This window comes from Thiohalophilus sp., from assembly GCF_034522235.1.
GTDB lineage: Bacteria > Pseudomonadota > Gammaproteobacteria > UBA6429 > Thiohalophilaceae > Thiohalophilus.
Map to the genome: position 1 here is coordinate 74,425 of NZ_JAXHLN010000002.1, position 18,467 is coordinate 92,891.

Below are 18,467 nucleotides of genomic sequence, written 5' to 3' on the forward strand. Positions count from 1 at the left end.
CGATGTTGAATTTTGAATGCTGAATTTTGAATGTTTAATGTCGGCGAAGGAGGTGACAGTGCCGATCCTGAAACAACATTGTCAATGATTTCGGGTCCGGTAAACAGATAATTTAAAATTCAACATTCAACATTGCTCAACCCGACCATGTGTCGAGGATTGTTACTCCCGCCGCGCCTTGCGCCGGAAGATCTGATAGCGATCCCGGTAGGTCTTGTGCCGCAGATATTGCGGTATAACGGCTTCCAGTGCGGCCGGCTCGATCCCGAATACCTCACGCAGCACCTTGTCGCTTTCGGGGCAGACGCTGTCCATCTGCAGCGAACGGTAGTTATCGCGGGAGAAAGGCTTGCCGGGCGCGTATTCGAGCAGGTTGGCCTGCAGGGTGGAACCGATACGGCCCAGCGGAATAATACGGCGGTTGATGTCGAGGGTATCGATGATGCGTTCAACAATCTGCCGCAGGGTATATTCGTGGGGGCCGCACAGATTGTAACGCTGGCCGTAGGTGGCTGGATCGTTGAGACTTTGGGTGAAGGCGGTGGCCACATCGCCCACATAGACCGGCGCAAAGCGGGCATCGGGGCAGGCCAGGGGAAACAGCCAGGGTGTTTTTTTCAGTAGCGAGGCGAAGCGGTTGATGAAGCTGTCTTCGGGGCCGAAGATCACCGAAGGACGGAATGAGGTAACATTGAGATCGGTGGTGGCATGGACACGGTGTTCAGCTTCGCCCTTGCTGCGCAGATAATAGCTGCTGCCGGTGCCCGGATCGGCGTTGAGCGCGCTCATGTGCAGCAGCCGCTGTATACCGTGGGCGCGACAGACCTTGATAACCTTATCGCTCAGTTCGACATGGGCACGATAGAAACCCTTGCCGTTGTCGCGGGTCTCGTTGAGTATACCGACCAGATTGATAACCGCATCCTGATCGGCGAAAAATCGACTCAGGGTCTTTTCATCGTGCACATCGGCATCGAAGACTTCCACGGTCGGCATCACCAGCAGTTCCCGATGCGCCTCGCGGCGTCGGGTCAGGACCCGTATGCTGTGACCCTCTCTGACCAGATGGTTGATCAAATGCGTTCCGACAAAGCCGGTCCCGCCGAGGATGCAGATGCGTCGTCTCATGGATGTTTCACCTTTTTGTCCGGTTGCATTGTCATTATTTGTCCCTATTATAGGCATGGCAATGGTTCAAATGCGAGAGCCCGTAAAATCAGAGCCTGGGCGAAAATATGACGTCTATACTTTAATATGTATGAACGACAGACGCGAACGATAAAGGAGTCCGCATGAGTTTCGAAGTCATCAACCCGGCAACTGGTGAAAAGGAAGGCGAATTTCCGGCCTGGGAGGACGCCCGGATTGATCAGGCGCTGGAACAGGCGGCCGAGGTCGCACCGCAATGGCGCGCCCTGACCATTAGCGAGCGCTGTGAACTGATGCGCGGGGTCGCGAAGGTCCTGCGTGACAACAAGGAGCAATACGCCGCGCTGATTACCCGGGAGATGGGGAAACTGATCAACGAGGCCCGGGGCGAGCTCGAAAAATGTGCCTGGGTTTGTGAATATTATGCGGATAAGGCCCCAGAGTTCCTGCACGACGAGCCGATCGAGAGCGATGCAGGCAAAAGCTATGTGGCCTATCAGCCGCTGGGCACCGTGCTGGCGGTAATGCCGTGGAATTTTCCCTTCTGGCAGGTGTTTCGTTTCGCGGCGCCGGCGTTATGCGCCGGTAACACCGGACTGTTGAAGCACGCCTCCAATGTGCCGCAGTGCGCGCAGGCAATCGAAGCGATATTTCGTGAAGCGGGCTTTCCCGATGGTGTATTCACCACATTGATGATCCGCGCCTCGCAGGTGCAAAAAGTGATCGAGGATCCCAGGGTGCAGGCCGTTACCCTGACCGGCAGCGAACCGGCCGGACGCCAGGTGGCCGCGGTGGCAGGATCGGTATTGAAAAAGAGCGTGCTGGAGCTGGGCGGATCCGACGCCTTTGTGGTGCTGGAGGACGCGGATCTGGACGAGGCGGTCAAAAGTGCAGTGGCCTCCCGCTTTCTCAATGCCGGACAGAGTTGTATCGCGGCCAAGCGCTTTATTGTGGTGGATGCGATTGCCGAGGATTTTGTTGCCCGCTTCAAGGCCGGGGTCGAAAGCCTGCAGCCCGGCGATCCGCTGGATGAAAACACCAGCCTGGCGCCGATGGCACGCAGCGATTTACGCGAGGAGCTGCACAAGCAGGTGGTCGACAGCCTGGCCGCGGGCGCGGTCAATGTCACCGGCTGCGATCTCTATGAGGATATGCCCGGGGCGTATTATAAAGCGTCGATTCTGGACCAGGTCGGTCCCGGCATGCGCGCCTATAGCGAGGAGTTATTCGGTCCGGTGGCGATCGTGATCCGGGCGAGGGACGAGGCCGATGCACTGCGGATTGCCAATGACACCACCTTCGGACTGGGGGGGAATGTCTGGACCCGGGACAGTGATCGGGGCGAGCGACTGGCCCGACAACTGGACTGTGGTTGTGCCTTCGTTAACAGCTTTGTCAAAAGCGATCCGCGTCTGCCCTTTGGCGGGATCAAACTCTCCGGTTACGGCCGCGAACTGTCCCATCACGGCATCCACGAATTCGTCAACGCCAAGACCGTGTGGATTAAGTAATTTTGAATTTTCAATTTTGAATGTTGAATGGAAGGAAAGGGCCGGCTCAGGTTACTAAATAGTTAATTTAAAATTCAGAATTGAACATTCAACATTGCCTTTATTATATGTCAAACCGCTCGTGGAGGATTCGTGGTTTGCCGAAGTAATAACCCTGCCCCCAGTTGACGCCGATTTCGCGTAAAGTTTCCAGGGTTTGCTGATTTTCGATAAATTCACCAATGGTGATCAGATCCAGGTCATTGGCAATACTTTGAATGCCCTTGATGATGGCGCGTATCCGGCTTTCGGTGGCGACACGTTGTACCAGCTGGCCGTCTATCTTGAGAAAAGAGACCGGCAAGTCGGCCAGGTAGTTGAGTGACGAATAACCGACGCCAAAATCATCGATTGCCAGGCGCAGGCCGAAATCCAGAAACGGCGCAAGAATCTCTCGCGTATCGTCAAGGTTGTGCAGCAAAGCCTGTTCGGTGATTTCGATGACCAGAGGTTTTTCATTACCTAGCTGGTCACTGCATGCCTGGCACTCCCGCAGGGCGGTATCCAGTATGCCCTGGACCAGCTCCGGATGTCGGAGCAGTTCCGCGGATATGTTGACAAAATGAGGCTGAGGCGGGTTGTTCTGGCGAATACTCTCACTGCAGTACAGGATAGCCTGCCGGGTCACCTCGAAATCGATCCGGTGCACCAGCTGCAGATGGACGGCAGCATCGATGAATTGTCCGGCGGGGATGGGTTCGCTGCCGGGGACGATGATCCGGGCCAGCGCTTCGTCGGCGACCACCTGGCCGGTTTGCAAGTCAACAATGGGCTGGTAGGCCGGTATGACTCGGTTTTCCTGCAGTGCATTTTCCAGCCGGGTCGCAATACTCAAAAACGAGCCGCGATTTTCCTGACTGCTGGCGACGCGGTTTCGTCCGGCTCGTTTGGCTTCGTACAGTGCTGCATCCGCCGTCCTTAAAATGTCAGAAACGGTTTTGCCATCATGCGGGTAACTCGCGACCCCGATGCTACAGGTGGTGAAAATTTCTCTCTGCCGGGACGTGATGGAAAACCCGGCAATGCTCGCGCGTATCTGTTTGGCAGTTTTAAGCCCGGCCTGAATATCCGTTTGCGGAAGAATGCATAAAAACTCTTCGCCGCTCCAGCGACCGATCAGCTCCTGTTGTGTGGCCAGCTGTTGTATGTGGCCGGCGAGGTGTTGTAGCAACGTATCGCCTACCGGATGCCCGTAGCTGTCATTGATTAGTTTAAAACGATCCAGATCGATCAACAGAACAGTGTAAGGCGTCTTGCTTTTCTTGTGTTGCTCGTGCAGCTGAATCAGGGTTTGTTGAATCGCATCGCGATTGGCAAGATGGGTCAGTGGGTCATAGTTGGACTGATCGATCTGGATGTAATGGTTCTCGCCGGTATGGCTGAGATCATGAAATATGATTGCAGCAGTATTCTTATCAAGTGGGGTTATGCTGTAGTCCACCAGCAGAGTCTGATCGTCGACTGTTTTTATTCGTTGAGAGGTAAAGGCGATAGACGGTTGTGTGTCCGCCAGGAACTGCTGGATAAAAGCAGGGTCCAGAGGCTGGTTGTCGGGCAGGGGCTGGAAAAGAGCGCCAAGCGACTGCCCCGGCGCCTGCTCCCGGCTTTGATTTAGCCAGCGCGAGGCGGCCTGATTAATGAAAGTAACACGGCCTTCACGATCAACCCCGATAACCCCGTCGCTGAGATTATTCAGCAGTTGTTCGCCACTGATATAGGGGGGTACGGCTTTGTCTCGAACGCTGTTCGACACATTTACTCTCCAGTGTGACGCATGCCTGCGCCGGGGTTAAATTCCCAGTAGAAACGTTGGCTATTAGAGATGTGCTACTACTATTTATAAGCATAGAATATCCGTATGAGAAATGACAAACCCCGCACACAGGAAGTGGCGACGCTCAGGCGCACTCTTTCATTGCCGCTGGTGACATTCTATGGTATCGGCACCATTCTGGGTGCCGGTATTTATGTATTGGTCGGCAAGGTGGCCGGTGTCGCCGGCATGTTGACGCCGCTGGCCTTCGCTACTCTGATGCACGGTTTTGCGGGTTATTTGAAGGTCTATGTTCAGTTTTCCGACGGGTTGGTGATTCTGGTCATGCTTTTGATACTGGGCGCAGTGGTAATCTGGGGGATAGCCCAGTCGGTGACGGTTGCGGTGATCATGACACTGTTTGAAATGGGCGGTCTGTTGCTGATCATCTGGGTGCCGGGCGTCGGGGCGGTGGTCAGTGTGTTGTTTTTGAGCACCCAGATTTACGAATTCGTCATAAACTGACTCATGGAATATTACCTGCTCTACCTGTTGCTGGGGATGATTGCCGGCATTGCCGCCGGTTTGCTGGGCATTGGTGGCGGTCTGATCATCGTCCCGGTGCTGGTGTTTATCTTCGAGCGCCAACAGTTTGATCCCGGGGTTATCGTGCATCTGGCGGTAGGCACCTCGCTGGCGACAATCGTCCTGACTTCCCTCTCCTCGGTGCGCGCGCATCACCGCCATGGTGCCGTGTTATGGCCGGTATTCAGGCGGATGGTGCCGGGGATCATCGCCGGTGCCTTGCTCGGGTCGGTGATTGCCGACTGGATGCCGACCGGGATACTCAAATGGGTGTTCGGGATTTTCGAACTGACCGTTGCCACCCAGATGATCCTGGCCTACAAGCCGAATCCGCACCGGGATTTGCCAGGGTTACCGGGATTGACCCTGGCCTCAAGCCTGATCGGCGCCATTTCGGCCATTGTGGGCATTGGCGGCGGGACCATGAGTGTTCCATTTCTGGTCTGGTGTAATGTCGCTATGCGCAAGGCGGTGGCGACCGCCGCTGCGTGCGGTCTGCCGATTGCCGTGGGCGGGGCGGCGGGCTTTGTGATCAACGGCTGGACAGAGGCCGGATTACCGGCCCATAGCAGCGGTTATGTCTATTGGCCGGCGTTTATCGGCATCGTGATCGCCAGCGTTTTGTTTGCGCCGTTTGGCGCGCGCCTGGCGCACCGTTTGCCACAGGCGCAATTGAAGCGAATCTTTGCCCTGTTGTTGTATGCACTGGGTATTCGGATGTTGCTTGGTTAGCGTTGGTAACGGATGCCCCCGAGGTTTGGGAGACTGTAGCGGGAGGAGCCTGAACGGCAGCTGAACGAAAGCGGAAAATTTACGACCGGCCGCGGCCGGATCAGTGCGGTCGCTGGCGGATGAGCACCCGGGTATAACCGAGTGAGACATAGTCGTTGATTTGTGCCGGCCCGGCGGCGGCGACATTGACATACTCGGGGAAGTCCTCATCACTCAATCCCCGCCAGCCGGCATAGGTACCGCAGACATACACCGGCACATCGCCATCGGTGAGCGACTGGACCTGGTTGTGTACCGCCTGCTGGCTGTCGTTGTGGCGGGTTTGCAGGGCGAATTGCTCCTGGCCGTGGGTTACCACCGCAACCGGCAGCTCCGGGAACTGTTCGCGCAACCGCTTGATATAGGAGCGGGTCAGCGGCAATGCCCACTCCAGCCCCTCGCTATCGGCCGTCACAATCTCGAAGACCACCCCCTCGGGGGCTTCGTTTTGCTGGAGAATATTCGTCACGGCCCGTTCGCTGTTGGCCGACAGACTGACGGGAATCAGCAGGATGGCAAGCAATAACCCGTGTCGTAGAGATGGCATGAGGATCTCCGGCAAGGCATGGCAACTCTTGAAGATTAAGGTATACCAGATAAGTCGCCGACGAGCAGAAAAAGTTCAGTAAACCGATTGAATCCGGCGGGAGAGGTAATTCAAGATATTAGCAATTGCTGAAGAATATTGGCGGCGTGTTGCGGATCCGGTCGGCCGACAGCCCTGATTTTGCCGTTGGCAAGCAGTACTGGAAAACTCTTGATACCGAGCCTGTCGATCAGTTCCTGACCCTGCTCGTCCTCCACTTCGATGAGCTCCAGTTCAAGCCCTTGCTGTTCACAGACGGATTGCCAGACATCCCGGGCTTCCAGGCAACTGGGCAATTGTCCCGCTATAAGCAGCTGCAACTTCATTGTCGTGTCATACCCGCCTGTTAATAAATCGACAAGCTATTCTGCGGCAGATAAGGTGTGCTAGGCTTTGACCCTGATCAATTCCCGATTGGCGACAGGAGCCCTACCTGATGGAAACGGATCAGGCACTACTCGACGAACTGCACCATGTGTATTTGTTTGAAGAGCTTGATGACGAGCAATTGACGCGGGTACTGCGTCATTCGCAGCGGGTCAGTCTGCCGGCCAAATCCCTTCTGTTCGAAGCCGGGCAACCGGCGGATCGCTTCTATCTGGTTCACCAGGGGCAGATCAAGCTTTTCAGTCTTTCCATCGACGGCGATGAGAAGGTCATGGAAATCCTCTATCCGGGCAATACCTTTGCCGAAGCCATTATGTTCATGCAGTCCAGACGCTATCCCGTCTCGGCACAGGCTCTGGTAGACACGGAACTGTACAGTTTCGATATGAAGGGTTTTCGCAAGATACTGGAAGAGTCGCAACAGACCTGCTTTCGGCTGATGGCCGGGATGAGCCGGCGGCTGCACGCCCGGATCAACGAGATCAGCAATCTCACCCTGCACAATGCAACCTACCGGCTGGTTGTGTTTCTGCTCGAGCAACTTCCGGAGGACGCCATCGAACTGGCGGAAATCCATCTCAGTACCCCGAAAAGTGTCATCGCCTCACGTCTCTCGATACAACCCGAGACCTTCTCGCGCATCCTGACCCGACTCTCCGCCGCGGGTCTGATTCAGGTGAAAGGGAACGATATCAGCCTGCTGGATGTGCAGGGATTGCGCGATCTGCTCTGATTCTCATTATTTGGTTGTTTTTCATACGGATTTGTTAACCCGAACGGCAATTTCGGTTTGACGTAGATCAAGGTTGTTGACTATACCCTACAGGTATAAATACAACCGCCACTCAATGGAGGAAGGGGATAAACCATGAGCGAAAAATTCACCAAGTCCATGGCAAGGAACATGTTTTATGGAAGTGCCGTATTTTTCTTCCTGTTGTTCCTGGCCCTGACATTCGATACCAGCAAGGCACTGCCCGAGCGGGACAACCGGGAAGCCATTACCCCCGAGGTTGCCAGGGGTAAAACGGTCTGGGAAGAGAACAATTGTGTAGGCTGCCATTCCCTGCTCGGTGAGGGTGCCTACTTTGCACCCGAGCTGGGGAATGTTTACAAGCGCTTCGGCAACAGCGAAGAGGCGATTATTGCCTTTATCAAGAGCCGGCCGGAAGAGGGTATTCCGGGGCGTCGTAGTATGCCGCAGTTCAATCTGTCCGAAGAGGACCTCAAGGCCGTGGCCGCGTTTTTGAAATATGCCTCGGAAATTGATACTGCCGGCTGGCCGCCGAACATTCAGGGATAAGGGGAGAATCCATCATGCAATATCAATCACAAATGGCGGCAAAGCCCTACTTTATTGCCGCAATTGCTCTGTTCGTCGGTCAGATTCTGTTTGGTCTGATCCTGGGCTTGCAATATGTTATCGGGGATTTCCTGTTTCCCGAGATTCCTTTCAACGTGGCGCGCATGGTGCACACCAACCTGCTGATAGTCTGGTTGTTGTTCGGCTTTATGGGCGCGACCTACTATCTGGTCCCCGAGGAGGCGGAAACGGAACTGCACAGTACCAAACTGGCGCATATCCTGTTCTGGATATTCCTGGTGGCCGGGGGCGTCACCGTGCTGGGTTACCTGCTGGTACCCTATGCCACGCTGGCCAAGATCACCGGGAACGAGATACTGCCCACCATGGGCCGCGAGTTCCTGGAGCAGCCGACGATTATCAAGATCGGGATTGTGGTCGTGGTGCTGGGCTTTTTGTATAACGTCAGCATGACCTTTCTCAAGGGACGCAAGACGGTCGTCAGCTCGGTATTAATGCTGGGCCTTTGGGGGCTGGCGATCTTCTTCCTGTTCGCGTTCTATAACCCGCATAACCTGGTGCTGGACAAGTACTACTGGTGGTGGGTTGTCCATCTGTGGGTGGAAGGCGTCTGGGAACTGATCATGGGCGCGATTCTGGCCTTCGTGCTGATCAAGCTGACCGGTGTGGATCGCGAAGTGGTGGAAAAATGGCTGTATGTAATCATCGCCATGACCCTGCTGACCGGGATCATCGGGACCGGCCATCACTACTACTGGATCGGTACCCCGGAATACTGGCAGTGGTGGGGTTCCATCTTCTCCGCCCTGGAGCCGATTCCGTTCTTCATGATGGTGATCTTCGCCTTTAATATGGCCAACCGCCGGCGTCGCCAGCATCCCAACAAGGCGGCCATGTTGTGGGCCATCGGGACCCCGGTGATGGCGTTCCTCGGGGCCGGTGTGTGGGGCTTCCTGCATACCCTGTCACCGGTGAACTTCTACACCCACGGCAGCCAGATCACCGCGGCCCACGGTCACATGGCCTTTTACGGTGCCTACGTGATGATTGTGCTGGCGATTATCTCCTACGCCATGCCGATGTTGCGGGGCCGGGCGGCCGCCAACAGCGACAAGTCCCAGGTGCTGGAGATGTGGTCCTTCTGGCTGATGACTGTCGCGATGGTGTTCATCACGCTGTTTTTGACCGGTGCCGGGATTCTGCAGATCTGGCTGCAGCGTATCGCCGAGGAGTCCCAGTCGTTCATGGTGGTGCAGGACAAGATCGCTCTGTTCTACTGGATGCGTGAAGTGGCCGGCGTGATCTTCCTGATCGGCCTGGTTCTGTACATCATCAGCTTCTTCATAGGAGGCGAGGAGCGGACTGCACCGGCCAAGACATAAGGTCGGGCAAGTCCTGAAAAGACAGGGCCCGGCCGGTTGGCCGGGCCCTGTCTTTCTCCAAACGGGCTATGCAACAAACAACGGCATTGACAGCAGGTAAAGAGGATTATCCGCCGGGCGATTTTGTGATCTGGATTGTCATTTACGCTGAATTGCTGGCCTTCGGTATCTTCTTTTTATCCTATGCGTTTGCCCGCAGTCAGAATGTCGAACTCTTTAATGTTTCCCAGCTGCAACTGAACCGTACCGCCGGCGCGATCAATACGCTGGTGCTGATTACCAGCAGCTATTTTGTGGTTCGCTCTATCGCGGCAATTCGTGAGAGCCTGCAAAAACAGGCGAGTTACTGGATGTGGGCGGCGATCGGGCTGGGCAGTATCTTTATCATCATAAAACTTTTCGAGTTTTATGCCAAATACGAGCAAGGTATTACCCTCAGCAGTAATACGTTCTACATGTTTTATCTGTCCATGACCTTTTTCCATTTTATGCACGTTATACTGGGAGTGGTTATTCTCACCATTATGGCGGTCAAAATTCGTAATGGCGATTATACCGCGCAGGAGCATGATGGAATGGAAACCGGCGCCAGTTACTGGCATATGGTGGATCTGGTCTGGATTATTCTGTTTCCGCTGGTTTATGTGATCCGTTGAGCTGCGATGATGGACGCCCGTACTCACAATGAAACGACCGTCGGCAAAAAAACCGGTGTATTGGTGCGGCCGTGCACCCGGGTCTGGCTGGCGCTGGTCGGGCTGACTCTCGCGATGCTGGTGGTGGGCGAGATGGGACTTTCTGGCGGCATCGTGGTGACATTGCTGCTGGTTGCCACCCTGCTCAAGACCCGGCTGGTGGCCGACAGGTTCATGGGATTGAGACAAAGCCGGCTGTTATGGCGCATGATAGTCACGGTCTATCTGGTCGTCGTGATTGGTCTGATCGGGCTGGCCTGGTGGCTGGGAAACCTATAGGAGAGGCGATATGAGTGAATTTGCAAAACAGATGGCCGGGCAGGGTGAGGGGGATGCGCCTTTTTATTTGCCCACCGCCAACGAGATCGCCCTGTTCGAGCATGCCTGGAAGAACAGGCTGCCGGTGCTGATCAAGGGGCCGACCGGTTGCGGCAAGACCCGCTTTATCAGCTATATGGCGGCACAGCTGGGTCGGCCGTTATACACGGTCTCCTGCCATGACGATCTGACCTCGGCCGATCTGGTCGGCCGGCATCTGATCGGTGACGGCTCGACTTACTGGGTGGATGGTCCGCTGACCCGTGCGGTGCGCGAGGGGGGCATCTGCTATCTGGATGAGGTGGTCGAGGCGCGCAAGGATACCACGGTCGTATTGCATCCCCTGTCCGATGACCGGCGCATCCTGCCTATCGAGCGTACCGGCGAGGAGTTACAGGCGCCGCCGGAGTTCATGCTGGTGATCTCCTATAACCCCGGCTACCAGAACCTGCTCAAGGGCATGAAGCCGAGCACCCGCCAGCGATTTATCTCCATGCGTTTCGATTACCCGCCGTTTGAACAGGAACAGCAGATCGTCATGCAGGAAAGCGGGGTGGACGAATTCAATGCCAAACGGCTGGTGTCGCTGGGCCAGTCCCTGCGCAAGTTAAAAGAACACGATCTGGAAGAGAGTGCCAGCACGCGCCTGCTGCTCTATACCGCCATTCTGATTCAAAGCGGTTTCGAGCCGGCCGAGGCCTGCCGTGCCGCGTTGATTGAACCGTTGACCGATGACGAAGAGACCGTCGAAGCGTTAATGGAAGTGGTTTATGCAACCTACGGACAATGAACAACCTCCACCGGGGCAGTCGCTGGCCGTTGTCGCCGAAGCCCTCTATCTGGTGAACCTGCTGCTGTTGCCGGGGTTCGCGTTTATCGCGCTGCTGGTGCTTTACTGGCGGCACGTCGACCAGAGTTCGCCGCTGGCCCGCTGTCATCTGGAGCAGACGCTGTTCGCCAGCCTCTGGGCCGGCGTCCTGTTGATTCTGGCCAACATCGCCATCCTGTTACTCGGGGGCTATGACGCCGCCTATACCTGGGTGGTGCTGGTGCTCTATTTCACCGTCGCGCATACCACGCTGGTGATTCTGGGCACCATCGGCCTGGCCAGGGCCATGGCCGGCAAACCGTTTGAATACCCGTTGATCGGTAAAAAGTGTCATGGATTGTAGAGTGAAAAATCAGGGCGAGACGCAGTTTGTGCAGTTCGACGCACTGAATCGCGACGGCCATTACTCGCGCGTGCAGCGCAAGCGTCGGCTGTATCAGGTCGGTTTCTTCGTGCTGTTTATCCTGGCGCCGGTATTCGACATTTTTCGTATCGACCTGACCCTGGGGCATTTGATCCTGTTCGGCCAGGACTGGACCCTCGGACTGGCGGGCTGGCAAAGCGGTGAACTGAGCACCGCCCAGGCCACCTGGAATCTGGTCTGGCGTGGCTTGCTGCCCCTGGTATTGCTGGTTGGGGCGTTTATCTATACGGCCTGGAAATACGGTCGACTCTACTGTGGCTGGTTGTGTCCCCATTTTTCGGTGGTGGAAACCATCAATAACCTGATGCGTCGCGCCAGCGGCAAGTTCAGCCTCTGGGACAGACAAAAGTCCGACGAACTGCGTCCCGATGGTCGGTATATTCCCGCCCGGCGCAGTCTCTGGCCGCTGGTCTGGCTGGCGGCGATCGGTTTTGCCTTTTTATGGGCGGTGGTGTTTCTCACTTACCTGTTGCCGCCGGCGCAAGTCTACTCGCACCTGATCGGTTTCGAACTGACCCGCAACGAAACCATTTTTCTGAGCGCGGCGACGATCGCCCTGAGTATCGAGTTTCTGTTCGCCCGGCATCTGTTCTGTCGCTTCGCCTGCGCCGTGGGCGTATTTCAGAGTATCGCCTGGATGGCCAACAAGAAGGCCATGGTGGTCGGTTTCGATCGCAGCCGCGCGGCCGATTGCCGCAGCTGCAACGCCGCCTGTGAGCAGGCCTGCCCGATGCGCCTCAAACCGCGCGATATCAAACGCCACATGTTTACCTGCACCGAATGCGCCCAGTGCCTGGAAGCCTGCGAACAGGTCCAGGCCGGCGGCCCGGGCAACAGCGGCAAGATCCAGACACCCCTGCTGCAATGGATCCAGGACGAATGCGCGCGGGACACCTCCGAGCGGGACTTCGGCATCAAACCCGACGTGCCGACAGGGTGCTATCGGCGATGAAAAGAGCATTAACGCAGAGGGCGCAATGCAATTTTGAATTCTTAATGTTGAATTTTGAATGAGATATACAACCGCAATTCAAAATTTAAAATTCAACATTCAAAATTATATCTTTTAGTCTCTGCGGTGAGGCTTTAAAAAATGGAAGAATTTGTTGGCAAATTGTGGCATCGCTTCATCACCCGTTCGGCGCAGCGCAGTTATCCCGAACAGGCGGTGACGCTGGCCGAGGTCAGCAAGACCATCGGTATTCTGTTCCGCGCCGCCGGCGGCGAGGGCGGGTTGCGTATCGAGGCGACCAGTGCCAGCGAACACGAGGGCCGGCGCAGTTTGCTGGAGCGTATCGCCGGCAGCGGCGACAAGATCGAGCTGTGCTGGCGCACCGAGGAGTCGCTGTTTTTGCCGGCCCGGGTCGACGCTTATCCTGAACGCCATCTGAACCGGGATCTGTATCTCTGGCTGGCGGCCCTGGCGGCCGAATACCGGCCGACCGAGGAGGCCTGGTTTACCTATAGCCAGTGGCTGACCCGCCAGGTTCTGCAGCGTTATCCGGGCCTGGCGGCCCGTTATCGGCGGCTGGTGGAGGCGGAGCTGGCCCGACGCCCTGAGCCTTCCAGCCTGCCGCGTGACGAGGCGGCCCGCGAGCAGGCGATTCGCACCGCGCTGAGCAATCCCGGCGAGCTCGCGGATCTGCCCGAGGCCGGCAAGTCGCCGCAGCCGGTCCTGTTATGGCTGCATCCGGCGCCGCCGCGGGCGCCGGATCGGCGCAGCGGACAACAGCCGGCGCAGGACGATCTGCCCGAGGCCGAGGGGGAGGTCGAGCAACTGGACGACGAGCGCCGGCATCGGGCCGAACAGGTCGACATGCCGGACGGGGACAAGGGACTGGTGCTGGACCGGTTCGAGAATATTCTCAGCTGGGCGGAATACGTCAAGGTGGATCGCAGCACCGAGGAGGATGACGACATCGACAGCGCACAACAGACCCTGGATGATATGGAAGTGGTGAGTGTCGCCCGGGACAGCAAAAGCACCGCCAAGCGGCTGCGCTTCGATCTGGATCTGCCGGGCGAGGACGATGACGATCGGGCGATTGGCGAAGGGATACGGCTGCCCGAATGGGACTACCGCAAACAGGAATGGCTGGCGGATCACTGCTGTGTATTGCCGATGATCGCCGCTGATGCCCCGGCCTGCGAGTTGCCCGAACATCTTCTCACCACCGCGCGGCGGTTAAAAAAACAGTTCGAGTCGCTGGTGCCGCAACGTGTCTGGTTCAACCAGCAAAGCGATGGCAGCGAGATCGATCTGCACGCCTATCTGGAATATTCCAGCGAGCGCCTGCGCGGCCAGGCCATGGCCGAACAGCGGCTGTATCGCGATTTTCGCGGCGGGCGTCGGGATCTCTCCTGCCTGCTGCTGGCCGATCTCTCCCTCTCCACCGATACCTGGGTCAACAATGAATCGCGGGTGATCGATATTATTCGCGACAGCCTGATGCTGTTTTCCGAAGCGCTCTCCGCCAGCGGCGATCGGTTCGCCATTTACGGCTTCTCCTCCCGTTACCGGGATCATGTCCGTTTTCATACGATCAAGACCTTCGCCGAGAAGCACAACGCCGCGATACGGGGCCGCATCAACGTCATCAAGCCGGGATTCTACACCCGCATGGGCACGGCGATTCGTCAGGCCACCCGAACCCTGGGAAAACAGGTCGCGCACGATCAATTATTACTGATTCTGACCGACGGCAAGCCCAACGACCTGGATCACTACGAAGGGCGCTTCGGCATCGAGGATACCCGCATGGCCATCGTCGAAGCACGCAAGCAGGGTATTCAGCCGTTTTGCGTGACCATCGACGAGAAAGGGAATGACTACCTGCCCTATATCTTCGGTAACGACGCGTTCGTGGTGATCCGCAAACCGGCCGAACTGCCTCGCGACCTGCCGCTGCTCTACGCCCGCATCACCCAGCACAGTGTGTAAGAAAAAAATAGTTTTACCGCAGAGGCGCAGAGGCGCAGAGAACGCAAAGATGATAGACATAATTATGAATGTTGAATTTTAAATTTTGAATTGCGGATATGCTTTAATTCAACATTCAACATTCAAAATTCAAAATTACCTGGGGGCAGTGTTGCTGGCAGTGATAAAACAAATAGTTGTCGCCTGTCTGCTGCTGCTTGTCGTTGGGCCGCTGGCGGCGGACAGCGCGGAGTTTGATCTATCGCAGGTACGGGAATTCTTCCCGGTCGCCGACCGGCTTGAGGAAGCCGGGGAGAAACCGCCGGTTACACGGATCTATCGGGGCAATGTCTTGCTGGGTTATGCCTTTGTTACCAGCGATATTGTTTCCATCCCGGCCTATTCCGGTGAGCCGATTCATACTCTGGTGACAATCGATACGGCGGGCACGATTACCGGGGTTCGGATACTCGCGCACGAGGAGCCGATCCTGGTGGTCGGGATCACGGATGACGATCTGCAACAGTTTATCGACCAGTACGTCGGAAAACGTATCGGGGAAACGCTGAAGATAGGCGGCCGTCCCAGGCAGGGTTCGACGGTACTCGATGGCATCAGTGGCGCGACGATCACGGTGATGGTGCTCAATGCCGGTATCACGCGCTCCCTGGAAGAGGTGAGCAAGTCTCTGACCCTCTCGGACGGGGTGAGTCCCTCTGACAAGGCGGGCGCAGCCGGGACAACGCCGGGGGATTATGCGCCTATCTGGGTACAGGTCTGGCAGGAGCGTATTTTTCAAATCGTGGTGCTGGCGCTGGGACTGTTTGTTTTGCTGTTTATTCTGATTATGCAGGACTGGTTGGCACGCCATCCTCGCCTGCTGCAGCGCCTGCGCACCGGATTTTTGATTTATACTGTGTTGTTCATCGGCTGGTATTCCCTTGCCCAGCTGTCCATTGTCAATGTGCTGACCTTCCTGCGCTCCCTGTTCCGGGAGTTCAGCTGGGAAAGTTTTCTCATCGATCCGGCGATGTTCATTCTCTGGTCGTTTGTGGCCGTCACCATCGTATTGTGGGGACGCGGAGTGTATTGCGGCTGGTTATGTCCCTACGGTGCTCTGCAGGAGTTTGTCTTTCGGCTGGGACGCTATTTGAAGATCCCCTCGTTCGAATTCCCGGAGGTGGTGCATGAACGCTTATGGGCCATCAAGTACATCATCCTGCTGGGACTGTTCGGCCTGTCACTGCATTCGATGAGTCTGGCCGAGACCTATGCCGAGGTGGAGCCGTTCAAGACCGCCATTACCCTGCGCTTTCAGCGCGAATGGGGCTTCGTGTTTTACGCCTTGCTGATGCTGCTGGCCAGTCTGTTTATTCGCAAGTTCTTTTGTCGCTATGTCTGTCCGCTCGGGGCGGCGTTGACCTTTCCGGCCCGGTTCCGGATTTTCGACTGGCTGCGTCGGCGCAAGGAGTGCGGGCATCCCTGTCAGATCTGTCGCAACGAATGTGAGGTGGGATCGATTCGCGGCACCGGCGAGATCATCGAAACCGAGTGCCACTATTGCCTCGCTTGCCAAATAACCTACTGGAATACTCAGAAATGTCCGCCGCTGATCGACAAGCGCCGCCGCCAGGAGCGCCATCAGAAACAGTCGGGAAAGGTGGCGGACAAGGCGTCGCCTGTCGATCCCCCGACCTGACCCCGGTTTGGCGCAGGAACAGAGTCACGGAGGATGTGGTTGCGGGTTTGTGACCTGTTTGGCAGCAGAGGACTCGCCCGGTGATTAATGAATTTAATCAAGACTTGAAAACCATCAATACCCGACTAGCCTTGATCGGAACAAGAAGCAGAGACAATAGAAATTCCACAGTTTGATCGATGTCAAGGCGGCATTGTTCACAAAGTCATAAAACAACAGTGAAGTCAAATATTATCACTCAGGAGGGGACGACCATGAAACACCTCAACACAGGCAAAGCTGTCGCTACCGTATGCGCGGCGCTTGCCTTCTCACTTACCGCAGTACCACTGTGGGCGGCCACCGACAGCGGTCATCCCGGTACGCCCGAAGAAGAGATGCGTTACAAGGGCGCGCCGGTACCGGAGTCAGCGACCGAAGATACCCGCGGTGTCGACGGACCGGCCATGACCAACGAAGAATTTGCCCGGTCCAAACAGATCTACTTTGAACGCTGTGCCGGTTGCCACGGGGTCCTGCGCAAGGGGGCCACCGGTAAACCGTTGACTGTGGACATCACCCGGAAAAAGGGCACGGAGTACCTGAAGACCTTTATCAATTATGGTTCACCGGCGGGAATGCCCAACTGGGGTACGTCCGGAGAATTGAGTGAGGAAGAGATCGACATGATGGCCCGCTTTCTGCAGCACGAGCCACCGACTCCGCCGGAATTCAGCATGGCCGATATGAAGGATACCTGGGAGGTTATTGTTCCACCGGAAGAGCGGCCGAACAAGAAACAGAACAAGTATAACCTCGACAATATCTTCTCGGTCACTTTGCGCGATGCGGGCAAGGTTGCTCTGATCGACGGCGACAGCAAGAAGATTATAACGACTGTAGATACAGGCTACGCGGTGCATATCTCGCGCATGTCTCATTCAGGACGTTATATTTTTGTTATCGGGCGTGATGCCAAGATCAATCTGATTGATCTTTGGATGAAGAAACCGGACACCGTCGCCAGAATCAAGGTCGGCATGGAAGCGCGTTCGGTAGAAACGTCCAAGTACAAGGGCTATGAAGACAAGTACGCGATCGCCGGTACCTACTGGCCGCCGCAGTTTGTCATCATGGACGGCAATACACTGGAGCCGAAGAAGATTGTCGCTACCCGTGGCATGACCGTGGACACCCAGGAATACCATCCGGAACCGCGTGTGGCCGCGATTGTCGCCTCGCATGAAAAACCGGAGTTTATCGTTAACGTCAAGGAAACCGGCATAGTCAAGATGGTGAACTACGCGGATCTGGAAAATCTGAAGATCACCAACATTGAGGCAGCCCGGTTCCTGCATGATGGCGGTTGGGATGCCACCGAACGCTATTTCCTGACGGCAGCGAACAACTCTAACAAAATTGCGGTAATCGATTCCAGGGACAGCAAGCTTGAAGCGATGATCGATGTCGGCAAGATTCCCCATCCGGGTCGTGGTGCCAACTTCGTGGATCCGAAATACGGTCCGGTCTGGGCGACCAGCCATCTGGGGGATGACACCATCTCGCTGATCGGTACCGACCCGAAAAACCACAAGCAGTATGCCTGGAAGGTGGTTCGGACGCTGAAAGGCCAGGGTGGCGGTTCGCTGTTCATCAAGACCCATCCCGAGTCGCATCATCTGTATGTGGATACGGCACTGAACCCGGAAGAGAAAATCAGCCAGTCGGTTGCCGTATTCGATACTCGCAATCTGGATGAAGGTTTCAAGGTACTGCCGATTGCGGAATGGGCCGACCTTGGCGAAGGACCGAAACGAGTTGTCCAGCCCGAGTACAACAAGGCGGGCGACGAGGTCTGGTTCTCGGTCTGGAACGGCAAGGAACAGCAGTCAGCGCTGGTTATCGTGGATGACAAGACATTGAAGCTGAAGAAGGTTATCAAGGACAAGAGCCTGGTGACTCCGACCGGCAAGTTCAATGTGTACAACACCATGAAGGACGTGTACTAAAGCTGTATCGGCAGGCAGAGCCGGGAGCTCTGCCTGCTCTCTTTACAGAAATTGCAGTTCGGGGTTCATCCCCGTCAAACGGCCTGAATCCCGACCTGCAAGGTTTG

At 56.2% G+C, this 18,467-nt stretch carries 18 protein-coding genes; 14 read left to right on the plus strand and 4 right to left on the minus strand.

Annotated elements, in window-relative coordinates:
- Positions 1-162: 162 nt before the first annotated feature.
- A complete protein-coding gene (locus U5J94_RS00550) occupies positions 163-1,128 on the minus strand; it encodes a complex I NDUFA9 subunit family protein (RefSeq protein WP_322563698.1) in 966 nt (321 codons plus the stop codon).
- Positions 1,129-1,292: 164 nt separating this feature from the next.
- On the opposite strand from U5J94_RS00550, the gene U5J94_RS00555 reads away from it, so the two are divergent.
- Entirely contained in the window at positions 1,293-2,660 is a 1,368-nt protein-coding gene (locus tag U5J94_RS00555) for an NAD-dependent succinate-semialdehyde dehydrogenase (RefSeq protein WP_322563699.1), read from the plus strand.
- Between the two features lie 103 nt (positions 2,661-2,763).
- Here U5J94_RS00555 and U5J94_RS00560 read toward each other — a convergent pair whose 3' ends face one another.
- A complete protein-coding gene (locus U5J94_RS00560; RefSeq protein WP_322563700.1) occupies positions 2,764-4,452 on the minus strand; it encodes an EAL domain-containing protein in 1,689 nt (562 codons plus the stop codon).
- Positions 4,453-4,557: 105 nt separating this feature from the next.
- Between U5J94_RS00560 and U5J94_RS00565 the strand changes: the two genes are divergently transcribed.
- Positions 4,558-4,977, plus strand: coding sequence for a hypothetical protein (locus U5J94_RS00565; RefSeq protein ID WP_322563701.1), 420 nt, complete (start codon positions 4,558-4,560; stop codon positions 4,975-4,977).
- A 3-nt stretch (positions 4,978-4,980) separates the two neighbouring features.
- Positions 4,981-5,769 carry a sulfite exporter TauE/SafE family protein gene (locus U5J94_RS00570; RefSeq protein WP_322563702.1) on the plus strand — a complete coding sequence of 263 codons (789 nt, stop codon included), beginning with the start codon at positions 4,981-4,983 and terminating at the stop codon, positions 5,767-5,769.
- 100 nt (positions 5,770-5,869) lie between these two features.
- On the opposite strand, the gene U5J94_RS00575 is transcribed toward U5J94_RS00570, so the two are convergent.
- On the minus strand, positions 5,870-6,355 hold the full coding sequence (locus U5J94_RS00575; protein ID WP_322563703.1) for a DsrE family protein: 486 nt from the start codon (positions 6,353-6,355) through the stop codon (positions 5,870-5,872).
- A 110-nt stretch (positions 6,356-6,465) separates the two neighbouring features.
- On the minus strand, positions 6,466-6,720 hold the full coding sequence (locus U5J94_RS00580) for a thioredoxin family protein (RefSeq protein ID WP_322563704.1): 255 nt from the start codon (positions 6,718-6,720) through the stop codon (positions 6,466-6,468).
- A gap of 110 nt (positions 6,721-6,830) precedes the next feature.
- Here U5J94_RS00580 and U5J94_RS00585 point away from each other — a divergent pair, with 110 nt between their 5' ends.
- From U5J94_RS00585 to U5J94_RS00635, 11 genes are all read left to right on the plus strand, one after another.
- Positions 6,831-7,514, plus strand: coding sequence for a Crp/Fnr family transcriptional regulator (locus U5J94_RS00585; RefSeq protein WP_322563705.1), 684 nt, complete (start codon positions 6,831-6,833; stop codon positions 7,512-7,514).
- Between the two features lie 135 nt (positions 7,515-7,649).
- Positions 7,650-8,084 carry a cytochrome c gene (locus U5J94_RS00590; protein WP_322563706.1) on the plus strand — a complete coding sequence of 145 codons (435 nt, stop codon included), beginning with the start codon at positions 7,650-7,652 and terminating at the stop codon, positions 8,082-8,084.
- A gap of 14 nt (positions 8,085-8,098) precedes the next feature.
- The gene (locus U5J94_RS00595) at positions 8,099-9,487 is read left to right on the plus strand and encodes a cbb3-type cytochrome c oxidase subunit I (RefSeq protein WP_322563707.1); all 1,389 of its coding nucleotides are present in this window, start codon (positions 8,099-8,101) and stop codon (positions 9,485-9,487) included.
- 68 nt (positions 9,488-9,555) lie between these two features.
- Positions 9,556-10,143: a cytochrome c oxidase subunit 3 family protein gene (locus U5J94_RS00600; protein ID WP_322563708.1), complete on the plus strand. Its 588-nt coding sequence runs from the start codon at positions 9,556-9,558 to the stop codon at positions 10,141-10,143.
- Between the two features lie 6 nt (positions 10,144-10,149).
- Positions 10,150-10,461, plus strand: coding sequence for a cytochrome C oxidase subunit IV family protein (locus U5J94_RS00605; RefSeq protein ID WP_322563709.1), 312 nt, complete (start codon positions 10,150-10,152; stop codon positions 10,459-10,461).
- A gap of 10 nt (positions 10,462-10,471) precedes the next feature.
- Positions 10,472-11,290 carry a CbbQ/NirQ/NorQ/GpvN family protein gene (locus U5J94_RS00610; protein WP_322563710.1) on the plus strand — a complete coding sequence of 273 codons (819 nt, stop codon included), beginning with the start codon at positions 10,472-10,474 and terminating at the stop codon, positions 11,288-11,290.
- Positions 11,271-11,672, plus strand: coding sequence for a hypothetical protein (locus tag U5J94_RS00615; RefSeq protein ID WP_322563711.1), 402 nt, complete (start codon positions 11,271-11,273; stop codon positions 11,670-11,672). The genes U5J94_RS00610 and U5J94_RS00615 overlap by 20 nt, the downstream gene beginning before the upstream one ends.
- A gap of 1 nt (position 11,673) precedes the next feature.
- Positions 11,674-12,705 carry a 4Fe-4S binding protein gene (locus tag U5J94_RS00620; protein ID WP_322563712.1) on the plus strand — a complete coding sequence of 344 codons (1,032 nt, stop codon included), beginning with the start codon at positions 11,674-11,676 and terminating at the stop codon, positions 12,703-12,705.
- Positions 12,706-12,846: 141 nt separating this feature from the next.
- A complete protein-coding gene (locus U5J94_RS00625; RefSeq protein ID WP_322563713.1) occupies positions 12,847-14,694 on the plus strand; it encodes a nitric oxide reductase activation protein NorD in 1,848 nt (615 codons plus the stop codon).
- 160 nt (positions 14,695-14,854) lie between these two features.
- Positions 14,855-16,372 carry a 4Fe-4S binding protein gene (locus tag U5J94_RS00630; protein WP_322563714.1) on the plus strand — a complete coding sequence of 506 codons (1,518 nt, stop codon included), beginning with the start codon at positions 14,855-14,857 and terminating at the stop codon, positions 16,370-16,372.
- 254 nt (positions 16,373-16,626) lie between these two features.
- Positions 16,627-18,360, plus strand: a complete 1,734-nt coding sequence (locus U5J94_RS00635) for a nitrite reductase (RefSeq protein WP_322563715.1) — start codon at positions 16,627-16,629, stop codon at positions 18,358-18,360.
- Positions 18,361-18,467: the final 107 nt, after the last annotated feature.